Raw genomic sequence first — 21,970 nt, forward strand, 5'->3', positions numbered from 1 at the left:
GGCGTTGATTTTTGGCACGCTGTTGAGTTCTCAAGGAACGGACGCTTCCTTTGTACTCACCCTCTCGGGCTTTCCTCCGGGCTTCGTTCTTCGTTCTTGCGTTTCCGACTCTATCAGAGTCAGTCTCGCTTGCTTTCCAGGTCCTTCGCTTTCGCGTTTTCCCTTTCCGGCGATTCCGACTCTATCAGATCCTTTCGGGCCTGACTCCCAGTCAGCGGGTTCCGCCGCTTGGGCTGTTGGGCCCTTGCGGCGAGTGAGACAGTAGCGGATTCCTTGCCCCCGAACCTAATCGGCGGCTGCGTCCATGACTGCGTCCTTGGACGTGGATTCCTCATTCGCAAATACGCATGAAAACGAGACGACACAGTGCGTCGTTCGTTCGAATGTGTAGTGCGGGATGGCTGTCCGGGGACCGACCGGAGTCGGCGCTCACGTCGGACAACTCGAAGAACCTTACGGATCTCGGACTCGCGTGTCAACTGCAGGACAGGGGGCACCCCTGGGAGCTAGCCTGGGGTCCATGACTACGCATGCGCTCACGCTCAGCCTTTGCTGGTGGGCCGCCTGACGGCGGCCGACCTTCCACGCGAGCACGCATGCGCTCACGGCCGCCGCTTACGGCGGCCGTTTCTGTTTCTCCCTCCCGGGAGTGGCTCGGTCGCCCGACGCGGCGGTCCCGACACCAGCCACGAACAGGGAGACAGGACATGACGAGGATCTTCAGTGGGATCAAGCCGTCCGGGCATCTGACGCTGGGGAACTACCTGGGGGCCGTCCGGCAGTGGGTCGCCGCCGACCAGGCGCCGGACGAGGCGCTGTTCTGCGTAGTGGACCTCCACGCACTGACCGTCGAGCACGATCCCGCGCGGGTGCGCCGGCTCAGCAGGCAGGCGGCGACGCTGTTCCTCGCCTCCGGGCTGGACCCGGAGAAATGCACCCTGTTCATGCAGAGCCACGTCGACGAGCACACCCGGCTCTCGTACCTGCTGGAGTGCACCGCCACCGACGGGGAGATGCGCCGGATGGTCCAGTACAAGGAGAAGTCCGCGCAGGCGCAGACCTCCGGGCAGGGCGTGCGGCTGTCGCTGCTGACGTATCCCGTGCTGATGGCCGCCGACATCCTGGCGTACGGGACCGAGGAGGTCCCGGTGGGTGAGGACCAGCGGCAGCACGTGGAGCTGGCCCGGGATCTGGCGGTGCGGTTCAACCAGCGGTACGGGCACACGTTCACGGTGCCGAAGGTGACGCTGCCGGAGGTGGCCGCGCGGGTCATGGACCTGCAGGAGCCGACGTCGAAGATGGGGAAGTCCGGCGGGGCGGGGCCCGGCGTGGTGTTCATGCTGGACGAGCCCGGGGTGATCCGGAAGAAGGTCATGCGGGCCGTGACCGACAGCGGGGACGGCGGGGTCGTCTACGACCGGGCGGCGCGCCCGGGGGTCGCGAACCTGCTGGACGTGCTGGCCGCCTGCACCGGCGGGGATCCGGCCGCGCTCGCCGAGGAGTACAGCGGGTACGGGGCGCTCAAGCGGGATGTCGCCGACGCGGTGGTGGAGCTGCTGCGGCCGGTGCAGCAGAGGCATGCCGAGCTGGCGGCCGATCCGGCGGCGGTGGAGAAGGTGCTGCGGGAGGGGGCCGAGCGGGCGCGGGCGCTGGCGCGGCCGGTCGTGGACCGGGCGTACCGGGCGATCGGGCTGCTGGAGCCCTGACGGAGACAGAGGTACGGGCCCCCGCTCGAGCGGGGGCCCGTACCTCTCTGCCGGCTGTCCCGGCTGGGCCGGCTGTGTCAGCTGTTGCCGGAGGCGAGTTCGCGGCTGCGGTCGCGGGCTGCTTCGAGTGCTGCGATCAGGGCGGCCCGTACGCCGTGCCGTTCGAGTTCGACGATCGCGTTGATGGTGGTGCCGGCCGGGGAGGTGACGGCCTCGCGGAGCTTGACCGGGTGCTCGCCGCTGTCGCGGAGCATCACGGCGGCGCCGATGGCGGCCTGGACGATGAGGTCGTGGGCCTGGGCGCGGGGCAGGCCGAGGAGGATGCCGGCATCGGTCATCGCCTCGACGAGGAAGTAGAAGTAGGCGGGTCCGGAGCCGGAGAGGGCGGTGGCGGCGTCCTGCTGGGACTCGGGGACGCGCAGGGTCTTGCCGACGCCGCCGAAGATCTCCTCGGTGTGGGCGAGGTGTTCGGCGGTGGCGTGGCTGCCGGCCGAGATGACGGACATGGCCTCGTCCACGAGGGCGGGGGTGTTCGTCATGACCCGGACGACGGGGGTGCCGGAGGCGAGCCGCTCCTCGAAGAAGGCGGTGGGGATGCCGGCGGCGCCGCTGATGACCAGGCGGTCGGCCGGGACGTGCGGGGCGAGCTCCTCGAGGAGCTTGCCCATGTCCTGCGGCTTGACGGTGAGGATGAGGGTGTCGGCGCGCTTGGCGGCCTCGGCGTTGCTGACGGCCTCGACGCCGTAGCGGGCGCGGAGCTCTTCGGCCCGTTCGGGGCGGCGGGCGGTGACGAGGAGCTTGGAGGCGGGCCAGCCGCCGCGGATCATTCCGCTGAGCAGGGCCTCGCCGATCTTGCCGGTACCGAGGACTGCGACTGTCTGGGTCATGCCCGATTCACCTCGCCGAACTTTCTTGCACGTGTGCTTGCTCTCCGTACTCATCCTTGCACCCGTGCGCGCGGCGGCGAGGCGGTGTCCGCAGTGCGGTCAGGGCGTACGGCGGCGGAGGGTGGCCGCGCCGAGGGCGAGGACGAGCAGCGCGCAGGCGGCGACGATCACGGCGTCGCGGACGAAGTCGGCGGTCATGTCGGTGTGGGTGAGGACCTGGGTCATGCCGTCGACGGCGTACGACATGGGCAGCACGTTCGAGATGCCTTCGAGCACGGGGTGCATGGTGTCGCGCGCGGCGAAGAGCCCGCAGAGCAGGAGCTGGGGAAAGATCACGGCCGGCATGAACTGGACGGCCTGGAACTCGCTGGCGGCGAAGGCGGAGACGAAGAGGCCGAGCGCGGTGCCGAGGAGTGCGTCGAGGAGGGCTACGAGCAGGAGCAGCCAGGGGGAGCCGACGACGTCGAGGCCGAGGAGCCAGAGGGCGAGGCCGGTGGCGAGGAGGGACTGGACGACGGCGACGGCACCGAAGGCGAGGGCGTAGCCGGCGATCAGGTCGCCCTTGCCCAGCGGCATGGCGAGGAGGCGTTCGAGGGTGCCGGAGGTCCGTTCGCGCAGGGTCGCGATCGAGGTCACCAGGAACATGGTGATGAGGGGGAAGATCCCGAGGAGGGACGCGCCGATGCCGTCGAACGTGCGCGGCCCCCCACCGGTGTCGCCGCCGTCGAACACGAAACGCAGCAGCGTCAGCATCAGTACGGGGACCAGGAGCATCAGCGCGATGGAGCGCGGGTCGTGGCGCAGCTGGCGCAGGACGCGGGCGGCGGTGGCGGAGGTGCGGGCACTGTTCACGGGGTCGGCTCCTGGGCGGCGAGGGTGTCGGCCTCGTCGACGAGGCGGAGGAAGCCCTCCTCGACGGTGGCGGCGTGCGTACGGGTGCGCAGTGCGTCGGGGGTGTCCTGGGCGAGGATGCGGCCCTCGCGCATGAGGAGCAGGTCGTGGCAGCGCTCGGCCTCGTCCATGACGTGGGAGGAGACGAGGATCGTGGCGCCGCGGGTGGCGGCGATGTCGTGGAAGAGGTTCCACAGGTCGCGGCGCAGGACGGGGTCGAGGCCGACGGTGGGTTCGTCGAGGACGAGCAGCTCGGGGGCGCCGAGGAGTGCGACGGCGAGGGAGACGCGGCTGCGCTGGCCGCCGGAGAGGTCGCCGGCGAGGGCGGTGGCGTGGGTGGTGAGGTCGACGTCGGCGATGGCGCGGGTGACGGTGGCGCGGCGGCGTCCGGCGGCGGCGCGGCCGGGGTCGAGGACTGCGGCGAAGTAGTCGAGGTTCTGGCGGACGGTGAGGTCGTCGTAGACGGAGGGGGCCTGGGTGACGTAGCCGATGCGGGAGCGGAGCCCGGGGTGGCCGGCGGGGCGGCCGAGGACGTCGAGCGTGCCGGTGACGTGGGCCTGGGTGCCGACGATGGAGCGCATGAGGGTGGATTTGCCGCAGCCGGAGGGCCCGAGGAGGCCGGTGATGCGGCCGCGGGGGACGTCGAAGGAGATGTCGTCGATGACGGTGCGCGGGGCGCGGCCGGGGCCGCGGCGGACGGTGAGTCCGCGGGCGTGCACGGCGGTGGCCGTGGCCTCGGCGGTGGCCTGCGCCGAGATCTGCGACGAGGCCTCTGCCGTGGCCGTGCCGGGCTCTCGCTCTCGATTATTCATCATGTGATGAATAATGCTCCTGGCGGTGCCGGGGCGTCAACAGGACGGGGCGGCCGAAGGGGCGGGTCGGCCGAAGGGGCGGGGCCGGCTACTTCTTCCGCTTGGGGCGGCGCGCGGCCGGGTTGCCCGTACGGGTGCTGCGGCGGCGGGCGAATTCGGCGGTGGCGCGCTCGTACTCGGCGCGGCGCAGCTTCTCGCCGGGGGCCTCGGCGAGGCAGCGCAGGAAGTACGCGATGAGGGAGCCGATGAAACCGATCGTCTTCAGGCCCTTGAGGGCGGCCTCGTCGGAGGACGGGGCGGGACGGCGGTTGAAGGAGTCCCAGGTCTTGACGAAGGCGATGGAGCTCGCGATCGCGAAGAGGACGACGACGGAGATGCTCAGGAACGAGCCGACGTTGCCGATCTCCAGGCCCTCGTAGGCGAGGCGGAGCAGGACGGCCGCGGCCACGGCGGTGACGAGCGAGCCGACGGCGAGGCCGACGCGGAGCAGCGCGTAGCCGCCGTCGTGGTTCACCCAGGTGGTGCCGAAGAACCGGATCGGCTCGGGCTCGGGCCCGTCAACGCGGGCGGGAACCGCAGGAACCTGCGCGGCCGGCTCGGCGGGGGTCTGGTCTCGCTGGTCGTCGCTCACACCAGCGATTATCCACCGCCCCGCCGACCCGGCCGGGGTTGTCTCACGTGGCAGACGGGGCCGCCAGGCGGCCCGAGGCCGCTTAGCCGCAGCGGGTGGCGACGTAGCCGTCGCTGCCCGTCTTCACGTAGGCGTCGGAGACGAACCGGCCGTTGCCGACGCAGTCCCAGACGTCCGACGTGCCGTACGGGCCCGAGACGGTCGTGCCGTCGCACTGGCAGCGGATCGCGACGGACGCCCCGTAGGGCAGGACGTCGATCACCGAGTAGTTGGTGCCCGGGCCGCTGCGGACGTTCACGCGGTACCCCGGAGCGACCGGAAACGTCGGGAATCCGGAGTCGGCTGCGAGGCTCTGGACTTGGCTGGAATCATTCTCTGTCGACATGCGAAATCTCCCCCCACGGGTGTTGCCGTGCGCAACTCGCGCAGGGTAGCAGGACCCTTGGAGATTCGTACGGGTCATCGACTAGGCTCCGGCGGGGGTGGTGAGCGGTGCATTCGCTGCGCGCGGACTACGTGGGCTTTCCGGAGTACGCCGGGCAGTACCGGCTCGAATCGGTGCTCGGTTCCGGCGGGATGGGCGTCGTCCATCTGGCCACCTCCGGTTCGGGGCTGAAACTCGCCGTCAAGATCGTGCATGCAGAGCATGCGGTCGATCCGGAGTTCCGGGCCCGGTTCCGGCAGGAGGTCACCGCCGCCCGGCGGGTGAGCGGAGCCTTCACCGCGCCCGTCGTGGATGCCGATCCGGATGCCGAGCGGCCGTGGATGGCCACCCTGTTCATCGACGCCCCGACGCTCGCCGAGCGCGTACGGGAGCGGGTGCTGGACCCCGTCGAACTGGCCAGGCTCGCCGCCGGGCTGGCGGAGGCCCTGCGGGACATCCACCGGGCGGGCGTGGTGCACCGGGACCTCAAGCCCAGCAATGTGCTGATGGCCCCGGACGGGGTGCGGGTCATCGACTTCGGCATCTCACGGCCCGCGGACAGCGATCTGCGGACCGAGACCGGGAAGCTGATCGGGACGCCGCCGTACATGGCGCCGGAGCAGTTCCAGCGGCCGCGGGAGGTGGGGTCGGCCGCGGACGTCTTCGCCCTGGGCGCGGTGCTCGTCCACGCGGCGACGGGGCACGGGCCGTTCGACTCCGACAGCCACTACCTCGTGGCGTACCAGGTCGTGCACGCCGAGCCCGACCTGAGCGGGCTGCCGGAGCAGCTCGTACCGCTCGTCGCGCGGTGCCTGGCGAAGGAGCCGGCGGACCGGCCCACCGCGGAGGAGCTGATCGCGGAGATGCGGGCCGTGGCGTACCCGACCTCCGAGGACACGCAGACGTTCATCACGCGACCGCGACCGGGGCCGCCGGTCGAGACGGCGGCGGCCGCCGAGGCCACGCACCGGAGGGAGCGGTTCGGTGTCGAGTCCGGGCCTCCCGGTCGTGGGCGGCGCAGGGCGCGGGTGGCCGTGGCAGCGGCGGTCGGGCTGGTGGTGGCGGGCGGTGCCCTGGGCGGGTACCTGTACTTCGCGGCCGGTGCCGGACCGCCGGGGAAGACCGCCGCCGCGAAGGCCGGTCCCGTGCCCTCGAAGCCCTTCGTCCCGTGGGCGGTTGCGCTGGGCGCGCCGGGGGCCGGCAACCGGACCGGTCCCGGCTCCTGTTCCTGGGAGGCGGCCCTGTACTGCGCGGGGCCGGGTCTGACCGCGGCGCGGCTCGACCCCGCGGACGGCTCGGTGCTGTGGTCGGTGAAGGCAGCCGCGGCCCCGGCCGCCGGGACGGCGACGGACGGCGCGCCGCTGCACGCGGGCGGGCTGGTCCTCGCGGTCGCCCCGGGCAGCGGGACGCTCCAGGCGCTGGATCCGGGGACGGGCGCCGAGCGCTGGAAGCGGAAACTGCCGGACGGCGCGCGGGCGGTGGCCGCGGGCGGGCAGGTGCTGCTCGTGCCGCCGAACGGGAGTGTGACCGCGCTCGACGCGGCGAGCGGCGCCCCGCGCTGGACGAAACAGCTCGGCGGGGTGGGCTCCGTGTGGTGGGGCGGACCGGGGGAATCCGGAGCGCCGGTGATGTACGTGGCGACGCCCGACGGGGGCGGCGGTACGACGCAGCTCGCGGCGGTGGACACGGCGGGCGGAACGCTGCGCTGGCAGCTGCGGACCGAGGGGCGGCTGCGGCCGGTCGGGGCCGCGCACGGCGGGCTGTACCTGTTGGACAGCGACGCGGGGAGCAAGACCGGTGCGGTGGTTCGGGTGGACGTGACGACTCACGCCGTACGGCGGGTCCGGCTGTCGGCGCCGCTGTTCGACGCGGAGGCTGCGGTGGGCCCGGACGGCGTCGTGTACGTGGTGGGGGTCTCCGGCGGGCTGGTCGCGGTGGGCGCCGAGAAGGAGCAGTGGCGGCTGGAGACCGGCCTGGCCGTGGCCTCCCGGCCGGTGGCGGCCGACGGCCGGATCCACCTGGCGGCGCCGGATGGGCGGCTGTTGGCGGTCGATGCGGGGAACGGGCGGCTGGTGGGGCAGACGAAGCCGCGGATGGGTGACGGGCGGGACGGGTTCGCGGCGGCGCTGCCGGCGCCCGTTTCCGCCGACGGGCGGGTGTACGCGACGGCGCCCGACGGGTCGGTGTTCGCCGTCGACGCCGGTAACCCTGCCGGATGGTGACGGCCCCGGACCGGCCGGCGGGCCCCAGCGGGGGGGTAAGGCCGCCGAACTGATCGGCGGGCCCGCTCCCCGGCGGGCCCCACCGGGGGTAACGCCGCCGAGCTGATCGGCGGGCCCGCTCGGAGGTGACCGGGGCCGGGCCCGTCCGGATGAGCCACCGGCCGGGCCCTCGGGGTGCCGCTGCGCGGGGCTGCCCCCTGCCCGCCCTTCCACCGTTCCCCGGCGCCCCGCCCCGCCCCGGGAGGACCCGGGGGGCGGAGTGGCTGCCGCTCAGGCGACGGCGGACGGAGTCCGGCGCAACGGCCCGAAGCCCGCGGCGCGGTGCGAGGGCCGCGTCAAAGCTGGCTGACGTCGCGGACTGCGCCCTTGTCGGCGCTCGTGGCCATCGCCGCGTACGCGCGCAGGGCCGCGGAGACCTTGCGCTCGCGGTTCTTCGGGGCGTAGACGCCGCCGAGGGCCTCGTGGCGGGCCGCCAGGGTGGCCTCGTCGACCAGGAGCTCGATCGAACGGTTCGGGATGTCGATCCGGATGCGGTCGCCGTTCTCGACGACGGCGATGTTGCCGCCCGAGGCCGCCTCCGGGGAGGCGTGGCCGATGGACAGACCCGACGTGCCGCCGGAGAAGCGGCCGTCCGTCACCAGGGCGCAGACCTTGCCGAGGCCGCGGCCCTTCAGGAAGGACGTCGGGTAGAGCATCTCCTGCATGCCGGGGCCGCCGCGCGGGCCCTCGTACCGGATGACGACGACGTCGCCCGCCTTGATCTCCTTGCGGAGGATCTTGTCGACCGCCTCGTCCTGCGATTCGCAGACGACCGCCGGGCCCTCGAAGGTCCAGATCGACTCGTCGACGCCGGCCGTCTTCACGACGCAGCCGTCGACCGCGATGTTGCCGCGCAGGACGGCCAGCCCGCCGTCCTTGGAGTACGCGTGCTGGACGGAGCGGATGCAGCCGCCCTCGGCGTCGAGGTCGAGGGTGTCCCAGCGCTCGGACTGGGAGAAGGCGGTGGCGGAGCGCACGCAGCCGGGGGCCGCGTGCCACAGCTCCATGGCCACGTCCGAGGCGGTGCCGCTGCGGGCGTCCCACTTCGCGAGCCAGTCCTCCAGGTTCTCGGAGTGGACCGTCGTGACGTCCTTGTTCAGGAGCCCGCCGCGGTGCAGCTCGCCGAGGATGGCGGGGATGCCGCCGGCCCGGTGGATGTCCTCCATGTAGTACGTGCCGCCCGGCGCCACGTTCGGGGCGACCTTGGCCAGGCACGGGACCCGGCGCGAGACCTCGTCGATGTCGGTGAGGTCGTAGTCCAGGCCCGCCTCCTGGGCGGCGGCCAGCAGGTGCAGGATCGTGTTCGTGGAGCCGCCCATGGCGATGTCGAGGGCCATGGCGTTCTCGAAGGCCTGGCGCGTCGCGATGGAGCGCGGCAGGACCGAGTGGTCGTCCTGCTCGTAGTACCGCTTGGTGATCTCGACGACCGTACGGCCGGCGTCCTCGTACAGGGCGCGGCGGGCGGTGTGCGTCGCGAGGACGGAGCCGTTGCCGGGGAGGGCCAGGCCGATGGCCTCGGCGAGGCAGTTCATCGAGTTGGCGGTGAACATGCCCGAACACGACCCGCAGGTCGGACAGGCATTTTCCTCGATCCGCAGCACGTCCTCGTCGGAGACGTTCTCGTTGGAGGCGTCGACCATGGCGTCGATCAGGTCGAGCTTGCGGACGGTGCCGTCGACGAGGATGGCCTGGCCGGCCTCCATCGGGCCGCCCGACACGAACACGACGGGGATGTTGAGGCGCATGGCGGCCATCAGCATGCCGGGCGTGATCTTGTCGCAGTTGGAGATGCAGATGAGCGCGTCGGCGCAGTGCGCCTCGACCATGTACTCCACGCTGTCCGCGATCAGGTCGCGGGAGGGCAGGGAGTACAGCATGCCGCCGTGGCCCATGGCGATGCCGTCGTCGACCGCGATGGTGTTGAACTCGCGCGGGATGGCGCCCGCGGCGCGGATCGCGTCGGAGACGATCCGGCCGACCGGGGCCAGGTGCGTGTGCCCGGGGACGAACTCGGTGAACGAGTTGGCGACCGCGATGATCGGCTTCCCGATGTCCTCGCTCGCTACGCCCGACGCACGCATAAGGGCGCGTGCGCCCGCCATGTTGCGGCCGTGGGTGACGGTGCGGGACCTCAGCTCGGGCATCGGGTTCACTCCCCATGAGTGCGGTGGCGCGAGGCGCCGGCCGCGACTTTACGACTGTGGATATGGCTCGGTTACGAGGCTACGCCCCTGGCCCGCGATGCGGACAGGTGGTCCGCATGCCGATACGGGCGGCTCATTCCTCGGTCAGGTAACGCTGAAGGGTGGGCGCGACCAGGGTGACGATGGCCTCCGGGTCGGCGGACGCGAGGGGCTCGACCTGGACCACGTACCGCAGGAGCGCGATGCCGATCATGTGGGAGGCGGCGAGCTCGGCGCGGAAGGTGGGGTCGGGCACGTCGAGGTCGGCCGCGACCCGTTCCAGGACCCGGCGCAGGATCAGCCGGCGCAGCACCGCCGCCGCGGCCTCGTGGGTGAGGGCGGAGCGGACGACGGCGAGCATGGGCGCCCGGGTGACCGGGTTCTCCCAGATGCCCAGGAAGTAGCGGGCCAGGCGTTCGCCGATGCCCTCGGGGCCCTCCCCCACGATCGCGGGGACGACGAGGGCGGGCTCCATCGTGACCTCGATGGCGGCGGCGAAGAGGTCGTCCTTGCTGCCGAAGTAGTGGTGGACCAGCGCCGGGTCCACGCCGGCGACCTTCGCGACGCCCCGTACGGACGTCTTGTCGTACCCGCGCTCCGCGAACACCTCGCGGGCCGCGAGCCGGATCCGCTCCTGGGTGCCGGGGCCGTCGTCGGCCTCGTCCTGCCGGGGCCGGCCGGGCCCGCGGCGCGGCTTGACCGGTTCCGTCATGGCCGGGGGGTCCGAACCGGGGCGGCACCGGCACTGGCCGCGAGGTGGAGCCGGGTGAAGGCCAGGGCCTCGGCGAGGTCGGCCTCGCGCTCCGCGGAGGACATCGCGCGGCGGGTGTTCACCTCGATGACGACGTGCCCGGCGAAGGAAGTGGTGGCGAGACGTTCCAGCAGCTCGGCACAGGGCTGGGTGCCGCGGCCGGGGACGAGGTGCTCGTCCTTGGCCGAGCCGTTGCCGTCGGCGAGGTGCACGTGCGCGAGGCGGTCCCCCATGCGGTCGATCATCGCGGCCGCGTCCGTTCGGGCGGTCGCGGTATGCGAAAGATCAACAGTGAAATGCCGATAATCGTCTTTAGTGACGTCCCACTCGGGGGCATAGGCCAGCATCTCGCGGTCCCGGTACCGCCACGGGTACATGTTCTCGACGGCGAACCGGACGTCGGTCTCGTCGGCCATCCGCCAGATGCCGCTGACGAAGTCCCGCGCGTACTGCCGCTGCCACCGGAAGGGCGGGTGCACGACGACGGTGGAGGCCCCCAGCCGCTCGGCCGCGGCCTGCGCCCGCTGGAGCTTGGTCCAGGGATCGGTGGACCACACCCTCTGGGTGATGAGGAGACAAGGGGCGTGCACGGCCAGGATCGGCACCTGGTGATGGTCCGACAGCCGCCGCAACGCATCGATGTCCTGGCTGACCGGATCCGTCCACACCATCACCTCGACGCCGTCGTACCCCAGGCGCGCGGCGATCTCGAAGGCGGTCGCCGTCGACTCCGGGTACACGGAGGCGGTGGAGAGGGCGACTTTCGCGGTCGGGATCCGGACTGGTTTTGCCACGGGGACAGGGTACGGGGCGCAGCCGCCGAGGACCGTGACGCCGGCCACGCCGGCCCGCAGCGGCCTGCCGGGCACACGCCACGGTCCCGGCGGGCGGTGGAGGGCACTCCTCATGAACGAGCCCGGACGGCCGCCGGCCGCCGTACCGGCCGAAGCGCGTAGCGATCTGCCGCGTGGCACCCGCCTGCCCGACCCCGATGGTGTTCTGGTCGCTGTCCGGCTCCGGCCGGGCCGGCCCCGACCCGGGACGGGCCTGCTCATGGGCCCCGGCCGGGCATCCGGACCCCCGGAACCAAGCCGCGAGATCGCTGATGCCGCCCTGCTCAAGGCCTGTGCCCAGGTGACCGTCCTTTCGGGGGCTTCCCGACAGTCCTTGTCTTTCCGGGGCGGGACGGGCGGTCAAGGGGGCCGAAGGCCCTCGCGAAGCGACGCGAAGCGCCCTTGAGGGCCCGTCCCGACACGGAGAGACGATGGGACTGGCGGGAAACCCCCGGACCGTCCCTGATCGGGCCCCGCAGGCATGCCGCCCCGGTTCCCCGGCCTTCCGGGCAGCGCCTGCCTGCGCGAAATACTGCCGACGCCGACCCCGCTCGGGGGCTGGCGGGCCCGCACCGGGGTGGTGGAGCGAGGGGGCGATGGCCCCGCCCGCGCCGCAAGCCCCGTGCAGCAAGCCCCGTACCCCGCCCGCGCCGCCGCCGCGGACCGCCTCAGGACGGCAAGTGGTCCAGGCGGCGCAGGATGACGCCCTCGCGGAGGGCCCACGGGCAGATCTCGAGTTCGTCGACGCCGAAGAGGTCCATCGTGCCCTCCGCGACCAGCGCCCCCGCCAGCAGCTGGGACGCGCGGCCCTCCGAGACGCCCGGGAGGGCGGCCCGCTGCGCGGTCGTCATCGCCGCGAGCCTGGGAACCCACTCCTCCAGGGACTTGCGCGTCAGGTCCCGCTGTACGTACAGCCCGTCCGCCGAGCGCGCGGCGCCCGCGATGCGGGCCAGCTGCCGGAAGGTCTTCGACGTCGCCACCACGTGGTCCGGCGCCCCGAAGCGTCTGAACTCGCCGACCGTCCGCGCGATCTGGGCCCGTGCGTGCCGGCGCAGCGCCCGTACGTCCGCCGCGTCCGGCGGGTCGCCCGGGAGCCAGCCGGTGGTGAGGCGGCCCGCGCCCAGCGGCAGCGAGACCGCCGCGTCGGGGTCCTCGTCGATGCCGTAGGCGATCTCCAGCGAGCCGCCGCCGATGTCGAGGACCAGCAGCTTGCCCGCGGACCAGCCGAACCAGCGGCGGGCGGCGAGGAACGTCAGCCGTGCCTCGTCCTCGCCGCTGAGGATGGGGAGGTCGATGCCGGTCTCGAGTTTCACCCGGGCCAGGACCTCGTCCGCGTTGGTGGCTTCCCGTACGGCGCTGGTCGCGAAGGGCAGCACGTCCTCGCAGCCCTTGTCCTCGGCGGCCTGCGCGGCCTCGCCGATCACCGATACGAGGCGCTCTATGCCCGCCGGGGTGACCGCTCCGGCCTCGTCGAGCAGCTCCGCCAGCCGCAGTTCCACCTTGTGCGAGTGCGCCGGCTGCGGGCGCGCGCCGGGGTGCGCGTCCACCACCAGCAGATGGACCGTGTTCGAACCCACATCAAGGACACCGAGTCTCATACGAGGAAACGCTACTGTGCGGCTGGAGTATGGGTGGCGTAAGGGGCGCTTAGGCTTGGGTTTGTGCCAAATACGAAGAAGGCCAACAAGTCCAAGCCCGCCGAGAAGGCCAAGAAGGCGAAGAAGGCCAAGCCCCAGGCCAAAGCCTCGGTCGCGCGTGACGACGAGAAGGGGCTCGACTTTCCGCGGGCCTGGGTGGAGTTTCCCGACCCCGCCGATGCCGAGCAGGTCTTCCGCTGCGACCTGACGTGGCTGACCTCCCGCTGGACGTGCATCTTCGGCAGCGGCTGCCAGGGCATTCAGGCCGGCCGGGCCGATGACGGCTGCTGCACCCTCGGCGCGCACTTCTCGGACGAGGACGACGAGAAGCGGGTCGCCGAGCACGTGGCGCGGCTGACCCCCGAGCTGTGGCAGTTCCACGACGTCGGCAGCGAGACCGGTTGGACGCAGCACGACGACGACGGGGAGAAGCAGACCCGCCGCTGGGACGGCGCGTGCATCTTCCTGAACCGGCCGGGGTTCCCCGCCGGCGCCGGGTGCTCGCTGCACATCCTGGCGCTGAAGAGCGGCCAGGAACCGCTGGAGACCAAGCCCGACGTGTGCTGGCAGCTGCCGATCCGCCGGACGTACGACTGGATCGACCGGCCGGACGACACGCGGGTGCTGCAGGTGTCGATCGGCGAGTACGACCGGCGCGGCTGGGGTCCGGGCGGGCACGACCTGCACTGGTGGTGCACGTCGGCGACGTCCGCGCACGGCGCCGGCGAGCCGGTGTACGTGTCGTACCGCGCCGAGCTGACGGAGCTGATGGGCAAGGAGGGGTACGAGGCCCTCGTGAAGCTGTGCGAGGCACGGCTGTCCTCGCTGCTGCCGATGGCCCCGCACCCCGCGGATCCGGCCTAGCCGACCCGGCCTACCCGGCCCGGCCGGGCCCGGCCCCACCCGGCCTACCCGGCCTGGCCCGGTGCCGGCCCGCCCGGGTCCGCGGGCGGGGAAACCGTTCCTGCTGAGGCGCTCGGCGTCGGGGTGGGGGTCGGTGTGGGCGTCGGCGTCGGCGTGGGGGTTTCCGTCGGCGCCGGGGTGGGCGTCGGGGTCGGCGTCGGGTGCCCGGGCTCCGTCGGCGTGGGCGCCGGGCGGCCGCGGCCCTGGATGGAGACCACCGTGCCGCCCGGATCCACCCCTACCCGGGCGGACCAGGCGCCCACGGGCTGGGCCCCGGTGTCCACGGTGATCTGCAGAGTGACCGATTCTCCGGGGGCCAGCGTGCCCGCGGTCCGGCTCGCGCGCAGCCAGGGGGCGTCGGACCAGAGACGCCAGTCCACGGGGGCCCCGCCGGACGCGGTGAGGGTGAGCCGGGTGGTGCCCCCGCGCGAGGAGGCGGCGACGGAGAGCCGGCCGGGGTTCCCGGCCCGGCCGGGGGCGGCCGTCGGCCCGGTGCTGATCACCTCGACGGAGACGTCCGGGGTGTCCGGAGCGGCGCTGCCCTTGGCGAAGCCGGGCTCGCCGGTGGTGTGTGCGGTGTTGCCGGCGTTCTCGTACGCGCGCAGCGGGCGGCCGTCATCGTGCGGGAGGGGGATCTCGGACTCGCTGGCGGAGATCCGGGTGGAGTCCGCGCCGACGGGCTCGCCGGTCTCCGGGGCGCCTCGGTACGCAGCCCAGAGCGCGAGGACCGGGGCCGCTACGACGGTGGCGACGACGGTGGTGGTCAGGGCCCGGGCCCGCAGCCGGTCGCGGCGGGCCGCACGGTCCCGGGGGTCCATCGGGAAGCCGGTGCGGTCGAAGCGCGGGCCGGGCCTGCGCAGGCGCCGGGCGCCGCCGCCGGAGCGGAGCATGGCCGCGCGGACTGCGGTGCGCGGGGCGGGGACCAGCGGGAGCACCGCGTGGATGCCGCCGGTGCCGGGCCAGGGGGAGGCGGCGTCGACGCGTTCGGCGACGCGGCGGCAGCGCGGGCAGTCGTCGACGTGGCGGACCAGCTCGGCGCGCAGGGTGGTGGACAGGAGCACCTGGCCGTCGCCGGTGAGCCGGGACACGGAGGGGCAGTTGCCGGTCTCGACGACGGCGAGGGCGGCGCGGGTCCGCTCCACCTCGCAGGCGGCGCCGGCCAGCAGCTCCCGCGCGGTGGCGGGGGGCGTGCCGAGGACGGCGGCGAGTTCGGGGACGCCGAGGCGGTGGCGGACGGCGAGTTCGAGGGCCTCGCGCTGTGCGGGCGTGGTCCCGGCGGCCTCGGGCCAGGCGAGGCGGGCCAGCTCGGTGCGCCGGTAGGCATTCACGTCCAGAGAGCGGTGCGCCTCCGGCGCACGCTCGCCATCTGTGCGCTCCAGCGTGCGCCGGGCGGAATGCGCTCCCTGCCGGGTCCGCCGGTGCTCGGCCAGCCGCTGCAGACAGCCCCAGCGGGCGAGGGCGTACAACCAGGCCCGCCGGTCACCCTCGCCGGGACATCGGCCGGGGTGCCGTTCGGCGACGGCGAGGACGTCGGCGAGCACCTCGGTGGCGGTGTCGTGGTCGCAGAGGACCGACAGGCAGTACGTGAACAGGCCGTCGAGGTACGGCTCGTGCCGGAAGGGGGGCGGCTGCCGTTCCCCTTCGGGTCCTTCGCGGCCTTCGGGGCCCTCGGGGGGCGTGCGCCCGTGCGCCCGGTGTGCGCCGGCGCGCTGGGCGGGGCTCTCCTGGTTGCTGCTGTTCACCCTGGCGAAGGTAGGCCGCACGCCGGTGACGGCCGTGAAGCCTTCAGCTGTTTTAGCCCTTACGGGTGAACAGATCGAACCCGTGCTGACAGCGGCCCTGACGCCGGGCGTGCGGGCCGGGGTGCGGTCGCGGCGGCGGACTGGCGCGGGCGCTGTCACAGGGGCCGGATACCGTGGGCCGCATGGCTGCCCGTACATCTCGTTCATCCGCCAAGGACCGGCCGTCCTACCGCTGCTCCGAGTGCGGCTGGACGACCGCGAAATGGCTCGGGCGGTGCCCCGAATGCCAGGCGTGGGGCACCGTGGAGGAGATGGGCGGCGCGCCCGCCGTACGGACCACGGCCGCGGGGCGGGTCTCGGCGCCCGCGCTCCCGATCGCGCAGGTCGACGGCCGGACGGCGACCGCCCGCAGCACCGGCGTGGACGAGCTGGACCGGGTCCTCGGCGGCGGGCTCGTGCCCGGCGCCGTCGTCCTGCTGGCCGGCGAGCCCGGCGTCGGGAAGTCGACGCTGCTGCTGGACGTGGCGGCGAAGGCGGCCAGCGAGGCGCACCGCACGCTGTACGTGACGGGCGAGGAGTCGGCGAGCCAGGTGCGGCTGCGGGCCGACCGGATCAACGCGCTGAACGACCACCTCTTCCTCGCCGCCGAGACGGACCTGTCCGCCGTGCTGGGCCACCTCGACGCCGTGCAGCCCTCGCTGCTGATCCTTGACTCCGTACAGACCGTGGCCTCGCCCGAGATCGACGGCGCACCCGGCGGCATGGCCCAGGTCCGCGAGGTGGCCGGAGCGCTGATCCGCGCCTCCAAGGAGCGCGGGATGGCCACCCTGCTGGTCGGGCACGTCACCAAGGACGGGGCGATCGCCGGCCCCCGGCTGCTGGAGCACCTCGTGGACGTGGTCCTCAGCTTCGAGGGCGACCGGCACGCACGCCTGCGCCTCGTACGCGGCATCAAGAACCGGTACGGGGCCACCGACGAGGTCGGCTGCTTCGAACTCCACGACGAGGGGATCACCGGGCTCGCCGACCCGAGCGGGCTCTTCCTGACCCGGCGCGCGGAGGCCGTCCCCGGGACCTGCCTGACGGTGACGCTGGAGGGCAAGCGCCCGCTGGTCGCCGAGGTGCAGGCGCTGACCGTGGACTCGCAGATCCCCTCGCCGCGGCGGACCACCTCGGGCCTGGAGACCTCCCGCGTCTCGATGATGCTGGCGGTGCTGGAGCAGCGCGGCCGGATCACCGCGCTCGGCAAGCGCGACATCTACAGCGCCACCGTGGGCGGGGTGAAGCTGACGGAGCCGGCCGCCGACCTGGCGATCGCGCTCGCGCTGGCCTCGGCCGCGAGCGACGTGCCGCTGCCGAAGAACCTCGTCGCGATCGGGGAGGTCGGCCTGGCGGGCGAGGTGCGGCGCGTCACCGGAGTACAGCGGCGGCTCGCGGAGGCGCACCGGCTCGGTTTCACGCACGCCCTGGTGCCTGGCGACCCCGGGAAGGTGCCGGCCGGCATGAAGGTCATCGAGGTCGCGGACATGGGCGACGCCCTGCGGGTCCTGCCGCGCGGGCGGTCGCGGGCCGCGGCCAAGGAGTAGGCGGCCGCGGCGCGGGGGCCCGGGGGGGTACGCGGCCGCGAAGGTGTGGCGAAGCCGTGCAGGAGCCGTGGAGTTGGCGCAGGAGTGCCTGGTGAGGGGGCCCGTACGGGGTCCCTCGGGGGCGCACCTGGCCAAGCCACGGCGGGCGCGCAGCGCGCGCCGGTAGACTTTGTGCTGGTCCGCCCGGCCGTACGCAGGCGGCGCAACCCGCGACCGGAGGAGTGCAGTGGCAGCCAAGGACGGGGCAGCAGCATCCGGAAAGTCGGGCGCGAGCTCCAAGCAGGAGGCCATGATGCGCGCCTCGCTGAGCGCGGTCGCACCTGGTCAGCCCCTGCGTGACGGTCTGGAACGGATCGTCCGCGGCAACACCGGCGGCCTCATCGTCCTCGGGATGGACAAGACCGTCGAGGCGATGTGCACGGGCGGTTTCGTCCTGGACGTGGAGTTCACCGCGACCCGGCTGCGCGAGCTGTGCAAGCTCGACGGCGCGCTGATCCTGGACAAGGACATCACCAAGATCCTGCGGGCGGGCGTCCAGCTGGTGCCGGACGCGTCGATCCCGACGGAGGAGACGGGCACCCGTCACCGCACCGCGGACCGCGTCTCGAAGCAGTGCGGCTTCCCCGTGGTGTCGGTGTCGCAGTCGATGCGGCTGATCGCGCTGTACGTGGACGGGGAGCGCCGGGTCCTGGAGGAGTCCGGGGCGATCCTGTCGCGGGCGAACCAGGCGCTGGCCACGCTGGAGCGGTACAAGCTGCGGCTCGACGAGGTCGCCGGGACGCTGTCGGCGCTGGAGATCGAGGACCTGGTCACGGTGCGCGACGTGACGGCGGTCGCGCAGCGGCTGGAAATGGTTCGCCGCATTGCCACGGAAATCGCTGAATACGTGGTCGAGCTGGGCACGGACGGGCGACTGCTGTCGCTCCAGCTGGACGAGCTGACCGTCGGCATCGAGCAGGAGCGGGAGCTGGTCATCCGGGACTACGTGCCGGAGCCGACGGCGAAGCGCTCCCGCACGGTGGAGGAGGCGCTGCCGGCGCTGGACGCGCTGACGCATCCGGAGCTGCTGGAGCTCGGGATCGTGGCGCGGGCGCTGGGGTACACGGGCTCGCCGGAGACGCTCGACTCGGCGGTGTCCCCGCGCGGGTACCGCCTGCTGGCGAAGGTTCCGCGGCTGCCGGGGGCCATCATCGAGCGGCTGGTGGAACACTTCGGCGGCCTGCAGAAGTTGCTGGCCGCGTCGGTGGACGATCTGCAGACCGTGGACGGGGTGGGCGAGGCCCGGGCCCGGAGCGTCCGCGAGGGGCTGTCCCGCCTGGCGGAATCCTCGATCCTCGAGCGCTACGTCTGATCCTTCCGCCGGCTGCCGCTGGGGGATGTCCGGCGGATCCCCCCTAGTCCTGCTTGAGGACGAACGAGGTTCGGGCGACCGGCATGCCCGGGGACTTGACCTCCACCACGTACGTGTCCGGAGCCGCGCTCCCCGCCGGAGGCGTCTGGCACTGGTCCGCCGCGCTGAACTTCCTGTCCCACTCCAGCGACTGCTTCGTCTCCCCCTGCGCCGGCACCCGGAAGAACGTGTTGCCCGCGCCCGACGGGCAGTCCGACGAGGACCAGACGGCCTTGCTGGTGCTCGCCTGGAGGATGGTCAGGACCGCCTGCTTCGGGCCGAGATCGACCTTGCAGGTCGTGCCGGAGACATTGCGGGCGATGAGTTCGAGGCGGGGCTTCTCGCTCGTCTCGTACTCGTTCTTCACGCTCTTGACCTCCCACTGCAGCCCGCTCGGGGCGCACGTGGGAAGCGGGGAGTCCGCCGGGACCTGGGACGTGGAGCCGCCCGTACCGCCGCTGCCGCCGGCCCCGCCGCTGCCGGCGGAGCCCGAACCCGCGCCCGCGGCCGTGCCCGGAGTGCCGCCCGGCTCGCCGTTCTTGCCCGCGCCGCCCGACTCCGCACGCCCGCCCGGCGCCTGACTGATCGCCGGCCCCGTGCCCGCGGGCCCGGGGGTGATCGAGGCGACGGGGTCGGGCCCCTTGTCGCCGCCCTTGCCGTTCGTACTCGACTTCCCCCCACCGGAACTGACGGTCCATACGGCGAGGAGCGCGAGCAGCGCGACGACGGACGCCAGCACAGCCCTCCGTCGCCAGTAGATGGAGGAGGGGAGCGGCCCGACCGGATTGCGCATAGATCCCACGGACGGAACTTTACGAGAGTCCACAGCCCGATCTGCGCCCCACATGCCGCGCAAGCGGCTTGTTTTGCCGATGATCATCCTGCGGACGGATGTCCGACCGTCGAGAACCGGCCAAGATCCCCACGTCAGGTGCGATCGCATTTGAGTACGGTCGGTGACCATGGACACCTCCGGCCTCTACCGCGACATCACCGGTTCCGCCCGCTCCGCACCCGGCTGGGTGCAGTCGGCGTTCGAGGTCTGGACGGAGTACGGCCTGCTGCTTTTCGGCCTGCTCTTCATAGCCGTGTGGTGGCGCGCACGCACCCGGGACGGCCCGCGGGCCGTCGCCCTCGCCGTCCTCGCGCCGCTCGCCACCGCCTTCGCGTACGTCGCCTCCGAGGCCGTGAAGTCCGCCGCGGGCGAGGAGCGGCCCTGCCGGGCCGTCGCCGGGGCCGCCGCCCCGCTCGTCGCCTGCCCGGCCCCCGGCGACTGGTCCTTCCCCAGCAACCACTCCGCCCTCGCGGGCGCGGCCGCCGTCGCGCTGGCGCTCGCCGTACGCCGCCTCGCGCTGCTGACCGTGCCGCTGGCCCTGCTGATGGCCTTCTCCCGGGTGTTCACCGGCGTCCACTACCCGCACGACGTGGGCGCGGGCCTGCTGCTCGGCGGGTCGCTGGCCGCGCTCCTCGTCCTCACCCTCACCGGTCCGATCAGTACGATCACCACCGCCATGCGGGCGAGCGGGGGGCGCGCCGCTGTCTGGTTCACCGGCCCGGGCCCCGCGCGGCAGCCCCGAAACGTGCCAGGATGCCGTCTGCCATGACTGCATCCACCAGCCCTTCCCCCGAGACGTCCCCCGACGTGTCCCACGCGCTGCACTCCCCGGTCATCGCCTGGTTCGAGGAGCACGCCCGCGACCTGCCCTGGCGCCGCCCCGAGGCCGGCCCCTGGGGGGTCATGGTCAGCGAGTTCATGCTCCAGCAGACCCCGGTCAGCCGGGTCCTGCCGGTGTACGAGCAGTGGCTCGCCCGGTGGCCCCGCCCCGCCGACCTGGCCGCCGAGGCCCCCGGCGAGGCCGTACGGGCCTGGGGGCGGCTCGGCTACCCCCGCCGGGCCCTGCGCCTGCACGGCGCGGCCGTCGCGATAACGGAGCGGCACGGGGGCGACGTACCGCGGGAGCACGCGCAGCTGCTCGCGCTGCCCGGGATCGGCGAGTACACGGCGGCCGCCGTGGCCTCGTTCGCGTACGGGCAGCGGCACGCGGTGCTCGACACCAACGTGCGCCGGGTCTTCGCCCGCACCACGACCGGGGTCGAGTACCCGCCGAACGCCACCACGGCCGCCGAGCGGCGCCTGGCCCGGGCCCTGCTGCCCGAGGACGAGGACACCGCGGCCCGCTGGGCGGCGGCCTCCATGGAGCTCGGCGCCCTGGTGTGCACGGCCAAGTCCCCGGACTGCACGCGCTGCCCGGTGGCCGGGCTGTGCGCGTGGCGGCTGGCCGGGAAGCCGGCCCACGAGGGGCCGCCCCGGCGCGGTCAGACGTACGCGGGGACGGACCGGCAGGTGCGCGGCAAGCTCCTCGCGGTGCTGCGGGATGCGGTCGGGCCGGTTCCGCAGGCGGTGCTGGACACCGTGTGGGACGAGCCCGTGCAGCGGGCCCGGGCGCTGGACGGGCTGGTCTCCGACGGGCTGGTCGAACCGCTCGCCGGGGGGATGTACCGGCTGCCGCAGGGCCCCGCGACACAGCCGGCCCAGGACCCCGTGACGAACTGAGCCGAACTGAGTGGGGGATTCCGCTTGTTCCGGCCAAACCCCAGCTCACGGCACTGTTACACAACCTATGGGTGTCCGTGCGTCCACCGAAGGCTGGCTCGCACAGGCCCGTGACAACCCCTCCGTACCTTCGAATCCGTAGGACACGGGGATGAGCGGTTGCACGGGACGGAGGCGGTCTGAGATGGCGCACGGCGAGGTACTCGGATTCGAGGAGTACGTACGCACTCGGCAGGACGCGCTCCTGCGCAGTGCCCGACGCCTGGTCCCGGACCCCACGGACGCGCAGGACCTGCTGCAGACCGCACTGGTGCGCACGTACGGCCGCTGGGACGGCATCGCCGACAAGTCCCTGGCCGACGCCTACCTGCGCCGCGTCATGATCAACACCCGGACCGAGTGGTGGCGCGCCCGCAAGCTGGAAGAGGTCCCCACCGAGCAGCTCCCGGACGCCTCCGTCGAGGACGGCTCCGACCAGCGCGCCGACCGCGCCCTGCTGATGGACATCCTCAAGGTTCTCGCGCCCAAGCAGCGCAGCGTGGTCGTGCTGCGACACTGGGAGCAGATGAGCACCGAGGAGACCGCCGCGGCGCTCGGAATGTCGGCGGGTACTGTGAAGAGCACCCTGCACCGCGCGCTGGCCCGGCTCCGGCAGGAGTTGGAGAGCCGGGATCTGGACATGCGTGCGCTGGAGCGCGGTGACCACCGCGGTGACCACACCATCCGGTACGAGGGGCGTGAGCGGTGCGCGGCCTGAACGGCCAAGGCTTGAGCGGCAG

19 protein-coding genes are annotated in these 21,970 nt (G+C 73.1%); 8 read left to right on the top strand and 11 right to left on the bottom strand.

All coding sequences use genetic code 11. From position 1 onward, the window contains the following. Positions 1-707 precede the first annotated feature (707 nt). Complete coding sequence (gene trpS / locus ACZ5WG_RS07810; RefSeq protein ID WP_468721481.1) at positions 708-1,706, top strand: tryptophan--tRNA ligase; 999 nt, start codon at positions 708-710, stop codon at positions 1,704-1,706. A 77-nt stretch (positions 1,707-1,783) separates the two neighbouring features. Here the strand turns inward: trpS and proC are convergent, their stop codons facing one another. The 5 genes from proC to ACZ5WG_RS07835 all read right to left on the bottom strand — a co-directional run bounded on the left by proC (position 1,784) and on the right by ACZ5WG_RS07835 (position 5,312). Continuing rightward, the gene (proC, locus tag ACZ5WG_RS07815; RefSeq protein WP_383505835.1) at positions 1,784-2,593 is read right to left on the bottom strand and encodes a pyrroline-5-carboxylate reductase; all 810 of its coding nucleotides are present in this window, start codon (positions 2,591-2,593) and stop codon (positions 1,784-1,786) included. A 99-nt stretch (positions 2,594-2,692) separates the two neighbouring features. Continuing rightward, positions 2,693-3,445 carry an ABC transporter permease gene (locus tag ACZ5WG_RS07820; protein WP_468721482.1) on the bottom strand — a complete coding sequence of 251 codons (753 nt, stop codon included), beginning with the start codon at positions 3,443-3,445 and terminating at the stop codon, positions 2,693-2,695. Next, positions 3,442-4,299, bottom strand: a complete 858-nt coding sequence (locus ACZ5WG_RS07825; RefSeq protein WP_468721484.1) for an ABC transporter ATP-binding protein — start codon at positions 4,297-4,299, stop codon at positions 3,442-3,444. The genes ACZ5WG_RS07820 and ACZ5WG_RS07825 overlap by 4 nt, the downstream gene beginning before the upstream one ends. Positions 4,300-4,384: 85 nt before the next feature. Next, the gene (locus tag ACZ5WG_RS07830; protein WP_468721486.1) at positions 4,385-4,927 is read right to left on the bottom strand and encodes a hypothetical protein; all 543 of its coding nucleotides are present in this window, start codon (positions 4,925-4,927) and stop codon (positions 4,385-4,387) included. An 82-nt stretch (positions 4,928-5,009) separates the two neighbouring features. Next, positions 5,010-5,312 (bottom strand): SH3 domain-containing protein, encoded by a 303-nt coding sequence (locus tag ACZ5WG_RS07835; protein ID WP_468721487.1) that lies wholly within the window; start codon positions 5,310-5,312, stop codon positions 5,010-5,012. Positions 5,313-5,419: 107 nt separating this feature from the next. On the opposite strand from ACZ5WG_RS07835, the gene ACZ5WG_RS07840 reads away from it, so the two are divergent. Then, positions 5,420-7,573: a protein kinase domain-containing protein gene (locus ACZ5WG_RS07840; RefSeq protein ID WP_468721489.1), complete on the top strand. Its 2,154-nt coding sequence runs from the start codon at positions 5,420-5,422 to the stop codon at positions 7,571-7,573. Between the two features lie 335 nt (positions 7,574-7,908). Here the strand turns inward: ACZ5WG_RS07840 and ilvD are convergent, their stop codons facing one another. The 4 genes from ilvD to ACZ5WG_RS07860 form a co-directional block, all read right to left on the bottom strand. Further along, the gene (gene ilvD, locus ACZ5WG_RS07845) at positions 7,909-9,756 is read right to left on the bottom strand and encodes a dihydroxy-acid dehydratase (protein WP_468721491.1); all 1,848 of its coding nucleotides are present in this window, start codon (positions 9,754-9,756) and stop codon (positions 7,909-7,911) included. Positions 9,757-9,889: 133 nt separating this feature from the next. Next, complete coding sequence (locus ACZ5WG_RS07850) at positions 9,890-10,507, bottom strand: TetR/AcrR family transcriptional regulator (protein ID WP_468721492.1); 618 nt, start codon at positions 10,505-10,507, stop codon at positions 9,890-9,892. Then, positions 10,504-11,340: a sugar phosphate isomerase/epimerase family protein gene (locus tag ACZ5WG_RS07855; RefSeq protein ID WP_468721493.1), complete on the bottom strand. Its 837-nt coding sequence runs from the start codon at positions 11,338-11,340 to the stop codon at positions 10,504-10,506. Before ACZ5WG_RS07855 ends, ACZ5WG_RS07850 begins: the two co-directional genes overlap by 4 nt. Before the next feature lie 707 nt (positions 11,341-12,047). Then, positions 12,048-12,977 carry a Ppx/GppA family phosphatase gene (locus tag ACZ5WG_RS07860; protein WP_468721495.1) on the bottom strand — a complete coding sequence of 310 codons (930 nt, stop codon included), beginning with the start codon at positions 12,975-12,977 and terminating at the stop codon, positions 12,048-12,050. Between the two features lie 63 nt (positions 12,978-13,040). On the opposite strand from ACZ5WG_RS07860, the gene ACZ5WG_RS07865 reads away from it, so the two are divergent. Beyond that, the gene (locus tag ACZ5WG_RS07865; RefSeq protein ID WP_468721497.1) at positions 13,041-13,880 is read left to right on the top strand and encodes a DUF3109 family protein; all 840 of its coding nucleotides are present in this window, start codon (positions 13,041-13,043) and stop codon (positions 13,878-13,880) included. Between the two features lie 44 nt (positions 13,881-13,924). On the opposite strand, the gene ACZ5WG_RS07870 is transcribed toward ACZ5WG_RS07865, so the two are convergent. Then, positions 13,925-15,661 carry a BACON domain-containing protein gene (locus ACZ5WG_RS07870; protein WP_468721498.1) on the bottom strand — a complete coding sequence of 579 codons (1,737 nt, stop codon included), beginning with the start codon at positions 15,659-15,661 and terminating at the stop codon, positions 13,925-13,927. A 182-nt stretch (positions 15,662-15,843) separates the two neighbouring features. Between ACZ5WG_RS07870 and radA the strand changes: the two genes are divergently transcribed. Both radA and disA read left to right on the top strand, forming a co-directional pair. Continuing rightward, a complete protein-coding gene (radA, locus tag ACZ5WG_RS07875; protein ID WP_468721500.1) occupies positions 15,844-17,247 on the top strand; it encodes a DNA repair protein RadA in 1,404 nt (467 codons plus the stop codon). Between the two features lie 226 nt (positions 17,248-17,473). Next, a complete protein-coding gene (gene disA / locus ACZ5WG_RS07880; protein WP_383505875.1) occupies positions 17,474-18,598 on the top strand; it encodes a DNA integrity scanning diadenylate cyclase DisA in 1,125 nt (374 codons plus the stop codon). 43 nt (positions 18,599-18,641) lie between these two features. Here disA and ACZ5WG_RS07885 read toward each other — a convergent pair whose 3' ends face one another. Further along, entirely contained in the window at positions 18,642-19,376 is a 735-nt protein-coding gene (locus ACZ5WG_RS07885) for a hypothetical protein (protein WP_468721501.1), read from the bottom strand. 223 nt (positions 19,377-19,599) lie between these two features. On the opposite strand from ACZ5WG_RS07885, the gene ACZ5WG_RS07890 reads away from it, so the two are divergent. The 3 genes from ACZ5WG_RS07890 (at position 19,600) to ACZ5WG_RS07900 (ending at position 21,948) form a co-directional block, all read left to right on the top strand. Then, positions 19,600-20,241, top strand: coding sequence for a phosphatase PAP2 family protein (locus ACZ5WG_RS07890; protein WP_468721502.1), 642 nt, complete (start codon positions 19,600-19,602; stop codon positions 20,239-20,241). After that, a complete protein-coding gene (locus ACZ5WG_RS07895) occupies positions 20,238-21,191 on the top strand; it encodes an HhH-GPD family protein (protein WP_468721503.1) in 954 nt (317 codons plus the stop codon). Before ACZ5WG_RS07890 ends, ACZ5WG_RS07895 begins: the two co-directional genes overlap by 4 nt. Before the next feature lie 184 nt (positions 21,192-21,375). Next, positions 21,376-21,948: a SigE family RNA polymerase sigma factor gene (locus tag ACZ5WG_RS07900; protein WP_030158464.1), complete on the top strand. Its 573-nt coding sequence runs from the start codon at positions 21,376-21,378 to the stop codon at positions 21,946-21,948. Positions 21,949-21,970: the final 22 nt, after the last annotated feature.

This window comes from Streptomyces sp. NPDC032745 (genome assembly GCF_055579465.1).